Origin of the sequence: Methylobacterium sp. J-092 (assembly GCF_022829325.1) — a bacterium.
GTDB lineage: Bacteria > Pseudomonadota > Alphaproteobacteria > Rhizobiales > Beijerinckiaceae > Methylobacterium.
This window is the reverse complement of sequence record NZ_JAKSXU010000013.1, coordinates 1-7076: the sequence shown is the minus strand read 5'-3', so window position 1 is coordinate 7076 and position 7076 is coordinate 1. Positions and strand designations below refer to the sequence as shown.

Here is a 7076-nt window from a genome sequence, read left to right as displayed (position 1 = left end):
ACCTAGTGCCTAAGAAGATCCCATGCAGTCTGCGATAGTCTTTCCCGTCCACGCACCGACCACAATCCTCGACCCACGGACCCCCGCCGCATTATGAAACAGTATGTCCTTTCCAGCAGCGCCTGACTACTGGTTGTCGCCCAAAGCTATGAACATGGATTCCTGCGCACCGCACACTTAGCCCCTGTTCCATCTATCTCGGGCGATCAGTCTGACGAGGATCATGGCTGCAGAAGGTTGGCTCGCGAACACGAGGCTACCCCGTCCTCTGCGCTCGACTTCTTCGTCCTCGCCGCAGCCATGATCCTCGTCAGACGGATCGCCCGAGCTTTATGAAACAGGGTCTCAGTTCCAGGAACGCCTCAAGCCTGGTTCTCGCCGAAAGGTGCGAACCTGGGCGAGACGACCATGGTCTTCGTTCAGCGCCTCGGCAGAACGTACACCAACATGATGCTCGGGCGATCGGAGGGCCTTCCCGGAGGCGGACGCGTTGCTCTGGCTGGGATTGTTACAGGTGCGGCAGTTGCCATCGTCATTGTTCTAATGAGCGGCAAGCTCGTGCCGCTCCGCCATCGCTCGAAGCGCTACGGCGATGCCAAGTGGGCCGCTCCCCAGGATCTGGCCCGCATGCGCAAGGGGCTGGAGCTCGGCATTGATCCCGAAACCGGTGGGGCGGTCCGCATCCAGGTGGAGGGTAACCTCGTCACCATCGCACCGCCACGGTCCGGCAAGACATCCGGGCTGATCCTGCCCAACCTCATCCTTCCGGAGCCTGATGCCTGGGCGGGCCCGGTCGTAGTCGTCGATCCCAAGGGCGATGTCGTGCGCGCCGTGCGCCGCCGGCGTGAAGCGCTGGGGCGCAAAGTTCGGTGCATCGATCCCGTCGGCATCGCACAAGGCGCGGATCGCTGGAACCCCTTGCTCAAGCGGGATGCCGGCGACGTGCTCTATCTGCAGAGCATGGCCCGTGCGTTGCTGCCGGACCGGGTGCAATCTTCCGATGGCGGCGAGTTCTTCAAGGATCGCGCCGTCTCGGTCGTCGTCGCGGCGCTGAGCGTATCAATCCGTGAAGGCCGCCACGACGTGATCGAGGCCGCCGACCTACTGCGCGATCCCGATCGCCTGCGAGCAGCTCTGCAAGGTCGGACCGATGCCGCGGCACGCGATGCGATCGGGGTTCTCGACTCGTCCGACGATCGGTCACGCGGAGCGATCCTCTCGACGGCCGCGCAGGTGTTCAGCTGGGCGCTCGACGAACGCATGCAGCAGGTGGTCACGGATCACACCTTCGAGCTCTCCGACCTGTGCCGCGGCGATACCGACGTCTTCATCGTGCTGCCGGCCGACGACCGGCGGAAGATCATCGCACCCTTCGTCCGGTGGTTGCTCGCCGACACGTTTGCTGCCGTGCGAGCGGAGCGGGTTTCCGAGCGCATCGTTACGATCATCGATGAGGCCGCCGTACTCGGCCCCTTCGATGCGATCCTGCGCGGTGTCGGCGAGCTGCCCGGCTACGGCATGTCGCTGTGGACGTTCTGGCAGACTCGCTCGCAGATGATCGAGCTCTATGAACGCACCGGCGCCGATACGATCCTCGGCACGGCCGAGGCGCTGATGCTGTTCAACCTGTCGAGAGCCGAGCGCGACGAGTGCCGGTACTGGTCGGATGCGCTCGGCATCTATACCGGCGTCGATTCACGTCCGGGCCGCAATGGCGGCCCCGACATCCAGGACGTACCCGTCGCCGTTGCGTTGGTGGCCCCGACGGAACTCGCATCCAAGACCCAGGACCATGCGATCGTGTTCCTGAACTCCGGCCGTTACACCACCGACCCGCTCAAGCTGCGCAAGACCAAGTACGACGATGCCCGCTTCAGGCGGCTGCTCGATGGCGCCCCACCGATCGGACCGACTCAATCGTGACGCCCTAGCGCTGGAACTGCAGGGCAGCTCGCGGGACCGCTGCCGTGGCGTACCCGAGGCGCGGGTACCATACCCCGATTACCGGATCGGCAGTTCTTTGGTCGAATACCGTCACCGTTGACCCCTTGGATAAGGCAACGACCTGTTCGCTGCCGTCGGGTAGTCGGAAGCTCGCGATCCCGCGCTGTGCCATCACGGCCAGCGGTCTCGTGTTCTGCCACGACAAGGCGAGCCAGGGACCGCCGACCACGATCAGGCCGAGGGTCAGGGGCGACAGCGCCGCGCGAACCAGAAACGACCGCGCCCGGCGACGCGCTCGCCCGGGTCGCCCAAGACGGGGCAGCGGGATCTTGCGCCGCTCGGGCACGAGGCTCGCCTCTACCGAGCGGCGCAGCGCGACGCGATCGGCCGAGACGAGATCGGGATCGTCGAGGTAGCGCAGGCGCTCGGCTGGCGCCAGGCGAAGGCAGTCCATCAAGCGCTTCGCGCTGACCGCCGCCACGACGCGCTCTGCCGCGCCGGCCTCGGCTTGCGCCCGCCGCACGGCCTGATTGGGACTAGGCCGTTTCGGGCGGGGTTGCGCCTCCGGCGGTCTCATCTGACGAGCCACTCGGCGGCCGGTTTCACCGCCGCCATCGCCTCGGCGCGAAAGCGGGCGAGGTCGCGCCGGATGCGAGAGCCCAGCGCCAGCCCATGGCGCTCGTTCAACTTGGCCGCATCGATCTGCGGGATCGAGGCAAGGCCACCCGCCTGCAGGATCTCGACCGCCTTGTCCTCCATTACCTGCTCAGCGAGCATGGTCACGGTCGCCCCAGTGCCGAGCTTGGCCAGGGTCTTGGCATCTACCGCGCCACGCAAGCGGTTCTCAATCACGAACCGGGCCGCAGCGAACGGCTCAGCGAGCTTGAGCAGGCGCGGCGCTTCAGCGAGCGCGCCCGGCTCGGCCGTGACCAGAACCAGCACGCCGATTGCGATGCCTGCCTCCCTCAGATCTGGAGCAAGATCGGCCAGGAGCGCAAGCAAGCTTGCCGAGGTGTTAGCGCCGATATCGGCGATGGTCGGCAGGGTCGCGGACGTCATCGTGGTAATGACGGGGTCGAACTCGGCTCTCGCCGCGCGCCCGCCGGTACGCTCGATGTCCTCGCGGGTGGCACGCATGGGGAAGAACTGCACGCGATCGTTCAGTTCGAGGAGCCGCTGCGAGGCGTCGACTTCGATCAGCGGCGCCTCCGGCACAGCTTCGGCTAGCGCGCGGGCGACGATGGACTTGCCGACGCCACCCTTGTCCTGAACCACGAGGAGGATGCGAGGCATGGGGTCAATCCTTCTTAGGAGAGGCTGGCTTCAAGAGATCCTGGAGCTTGTCGAGATTCCCGCGCCGGATAGCTTCTTCGGTATCGGCGGCCTCGGCGGCGGTCGGACTGCGAGACTCGGTCGGTGCAACGAGATCGGCGGACAGGTGAAGGCGGCGCTCGGGCCTCCGGTCCGGCACAGGCGGCAGTAGGTCGAGCCGGGCCTGCCGGGTCACGGCCTTGTCTGCGCGGTGCTTCGCCTGCCGCCGCACGCTCGATATGATGCCGGTAATCTGGGCACCGGTCAGCGGTCGACCGTCCCCGGTCGCATAACCTTGTTTGGTCAGGGCAGCCGCGATGGCGTTCCAGGTGACGCCGCTAGCCTGCATCGTGACAAGCGCGTCGAGGTTGTCGCGCACCACGTCCATCAGACCGGTGGCTCGCCGTCCACCTGGGGCAAGCCCGGCGGACCGCGGCGCGGCGTCGGCGACGTCCCGTTCGAGGCGGCGAAGATCGAGGCGCGGCGGCTTCGGCATGGGCGGGAGGTAACACCCAGCCCGTTGCCGTCCGGTGTTGGGGACCGCAGCAATCCCGATGCACGCGGTAAGGAAGCATTAGGAGACAGCAAGGCGCAGCAGGGCGCGGCCGCTGAGCAGCAAGGCACAGTAGCGACACGGTAGAAAGCACAGCAACAGGAGGGGTATCACACCACACGCACTGAAGTGCCGCGGCGTTAACCGTGGAGGCTCGTCCGCCTCGCCGATCGACCGGGAACGTGTCAGGCGTCTCCATCCGATCGCCCGCAAAGCAGGTACGCCGATGGCCGACCAGGTCAAGCTCACCCTCACCTTGGAAGCTTCCCGCGCCGCTCGCTTGAGCGCCGCGGCGGCCGAGCAGGGTTGGTCTGCGGAGGACCTCGCGGCCGAGTGCGTCGTCCAGCACCTGGAGGTCGCGATCCGCCACAAGGCGCTGATCGAGCGCCTGGAGCAGGTCGACGCGGCTATCCTCGACATGGCGCAGACGGTCGGCGAACTCGGTGCGCCGGCGGCCGGCATCGACCTGACCAAGGTCTGCCGCTACTGCCAGAACGGCCACGATGGTGATGCGCGTGCGGATCCAGCTGCGTGACTGCGTCGCTGCATCGACTCGGGTCAGGTCCAGCGGCTGGCCTCTACTACACCAACGACGGCCAGCGTGAGGCGCGCCCGGACCGGCGCGACGAGTACTACGCCAAGGACGGCGACGGGACCTGGTGGAGCAGCGGCGAGACGGTCGTGCGCCACGGTGCGGCGATCGAGGCCGCGTCGTTTCGTGACCTGTGCGCCGGAGTTCATCCCGGGACGGGCAAGGCGCTGGTGCGCGGTGCCGGTCCAGGGCACTGGGCTGGCCAGGACTGCACCCTGACCCCCGGCAAGTCCGTTTCCATTCTGTGGATGGCGGGCACGCCGGAGCAGCGCGCGGCGATCGAAGCCGCGCACCGCGGCGCGGTCGAGCGGGCGCTCGCCTTCGTCGAGGCGGAGGGCCTCGTCAGCGTCCGAACCGGCGCTGGCGGGGTGGAGCGCCATCGGCCGAGCGACCTGATCGTCGGCCGGTTCGATCACTATACCACCCGCGAGGGTGATCCTAATATTCATACGCATTGTGTTTTTATCAATATTGCGGGAGCTCCGACACATGCGATGTCCGGGCGATATAAAGCACAAACGCATCTGACCATCGAGGTCGAGCAACTCTACAACTACCAGGTATGCGTCGGGGCGGCATACCGGGCAGCCCTGGCGGAGGATTTGCGGCAGCGGTTCCGCCTGCGCTACCGCGAGGCCGGACGTGGGCAATGGGAGGTCGCCGGTCTGCCCGAAACGCTGCTGGCGACGTTCTCCAAGCGTTCGGAGCAAATCCTCGATTACGCAGGTGCCAGGGCGACGTCCGCCCAGCGCGAGGTCGCCGCGCTCGCCACCCGCCGGAGCAAGCACGAGCTGCCGACCGGCTTCGAGCTGGAGGCGCGCTGGCGCGCCGAGCTCTCCGCCTGCGCGATTGATCCGTGGCTGGCCGCGCGCAACCCGGAACGCGATCCGACCTTGGCGATCGCCGCCGCGCGCGAGGTCGATCGAGAGGTGCCGTTCGACCCGCCCGAGATCCCCGGCGACACCCCGGTGGCTCAGGCGGCATCAGCCTTGTTCCGGCACGAGAGCGTCATCACGCGCAAGGATCTGCTCCAGCGCGGCCTAGAGATCGCGGGTGTGCAGGGCCTCGGGATCGGGGTGGTCGAGGCGGAACTCGCCGATTTGGAGCGGGATGGCACCCTGCTGCCGTTGGCGGCGGCCGCGATGGTGCCAGGGGGGGCGAGCGCGTGCTGGACCAGCCCAGGCATCGCCGCGTGCGAGGCCGCGATGCTGCGTGCCGCCGATCGCCCGTTGGAACGTACCTGGATCGCTCCCGAGGCGGTGGCAGCGGCTCTGGCCCAGGACACCCGCCTTAGCGCGGAACAGGCCGAGGCCGTACGTCACGCCGCCGGCCCGGACGGGGTGGCGCTGCTTGAAGCCGGTGCCGGCACCGGCAAGACCACCACGGCCGCGGTTCTCGTCGCCGCCGCGCACAATTCAGGGATGCGCGTGATCGGCTTGGCACCATCCTGGGTCGCGGCCGAGGAACTCGGACGATCGACCGGGATCCCGGCGCAGGCGATCGCACGCTGGCGCCACGACCGCGCCCGAGCGACGCGATCGGACGTTGAGCCCAAGGCCGACGCCGCGACCCTCGACCGCGACACCCTGGTGCTGGTCGACGAGGCCGGCATGGTCGGCAGCAGGGACCTGGAGGCGATCTTGAGCGCGGCGCAGGCGGCCGGTGCCAAGGTGGTGCTGGTCGGCGACCGACAGCAACTCGCCTCGGTCGCGGGTGCCAGCGGCTTGCGGGCGGTGGCCGAGGTGATTGGACGTTCGGCGGTGCTCGGCGAGGTGCGGCGTCAGGTAGTGGACTGGCAGCGCGCCGCCTCGGTACTGATGGCGCGCGGCGACGCCGAGGCGGGCCTGCGCGCCTACGTGGCCGAGCGCCAGGTCGAACTCGTTGCAGGGGCCGAGGCGGCACGGGAACGGGTGATCGCAACCTGGACCGAACAGCGCGCGATCCACGGTGACGACGTGCTCATCGTCACCCGGCGCAACGTCGATGCGGCGGCCCTGAACGTTCGGGCGCGGGCGGTCCTGCGGGCGGAAGGGCAACTTGGACCCGACCTGATCACCCCGCCCGCCCGCGACCGCGAGGACCGGGTGGTACCGCTCGCGCTGGCCGTCGGCGACACCCTACGGTTCGGCGAAAGCCTGCCGCATCTCGGCCTGCGCAACGGCACCCGCGCCCGGGTCGAGGGACTCGTCACCGACCCGGATGGCGACACGCGCCTGAACTTGGTGCTGGAGGACGGCAGGGTGATCGAAACGGCCTGGAACGCGCTGCGGCGGGTCCCCCGGTTCGGTCGTCAGCTAAAACATCCAAGGGTTGTACACGCTTACGCCGGAACAACCTACGCAGCGCAGGGACGGACCTGTTCCGCGGCGGTGATGTATGTCGGGGCCGGCACCGACGCGCGAGAAGTGTATGTCGGCCTGACCCGGCATCGGCACGGGGCCCGGGTGGTGGTCGAGCGCGACCGGCTCGACGCGTTGTGCCGGCAACGTCAGGCGGATCCGCGGATGCCGGCGACCGACACGATGGTGCTGGAGCGGCTGTTCCGCGAGGCGCGAAGCTACCGCGAGAAGGCCAACGTAGTCGACTACGCCGTCGATCGGGTCGCGTTCGTCCGTGACGGGGTGGTCGGGCTGCCTGAGCGTGTCGTCGCGGGGATCGACGTCGGCCGGGCGGTCC

General features: G+C 68.2%; 6 protein-coding genes and 1 pseudogene. 4 read left to right on the top strand and 3 right to left on the bottom strand.

Features of this window, described 5'->3' with window-relative positions; genetic code table 11:
• Positions 1-228 precede the first annotated feature (228 nt).
• Together MKK60_RS00175 and MKK60_RS00170 are read left to right on the top strand one after the other, a co-directional pair.
• Positions 229-336, top strand: a pseudogene (locus tag MKK60_RS00175) (IS5/IS1182 family transposase); the annotation flags it as partial.
• Between the two features lie 72 nt (positions 337-408).
• Positions 409-1923, top strand: a complete 1515-nt coding sequence (locus MKK60_RS00170) for a type IV secretory system conjugative DNA transfer family protein (protein ID WP_243983412.1) — start codon at positions 409-411, stop codon at positions 1921-1923.
• Positions 1924-1927: 4 nt separating this feature from the next.
• Here MKK60_RS00170 and MKK60_RS00165 read toward each other — a convergent pair whose 3' ends face one another.
• The 3 genes from MKK60_RS00165 to MKK60_RS00155 form a co-directional block, all read right to left on the bottom strand.
• Positions 1928-2425, bottom strand: a complete 498-nt coding sequence (locus MKK60_RS00165) for a hypothetical protein (RefSeq protein WP_243983411.1) — start codon at positions 2423-2425, stop codon at positions 1928-1930.
• A 92-nt stretch (positions 2426-2517) separates the two neighbouring features.
• Positions 2518-3237 (bottom strand): hypothetical protein, encoded by a 720-nt coding sequence (locus MKK60_RS00160; protein WP_243983410.1) that lies wholly within the window; start codon positions 3235-3237, stop codon positions 2518-2520.
• 4 nt (positions 3238-3241) lie between these two features.
• Positions 3242-3751, bottom strand: a complete 510-nt coding sequence (locus MKK60_RS00155; protein WP_243983409.1) for a hypothetical protein — start codon at positions 3749-3751, stop codon at positions 3242-3244.
• Between the two features lie 283 nt (positions 3752-4034).
• Here MKK60_RS00155 and MKK60_RS00150 point away from each other — a divergent pair, with 283 nt between their 5' ends.
• Positions 4035-4343, top strand: coding sequence for a hypothetical protein (locus MKK60_RS00150; protein ID WP_243983408.1), 309 nt, complete (start codon positions 4035-4037; stop codon positions 4341-4343).
• Positions 4340-7076, top strand: a 2737-nt coding sequence (gene mobF, locus MKK60_RS00145; protein ID WP_243983407.1) for a MobF family relaxase, incomplete at its 3' end; no start/stop codon positions are given. The genes MKK60_RS00150 and mobF, both read left to right, overlap by 4 nt.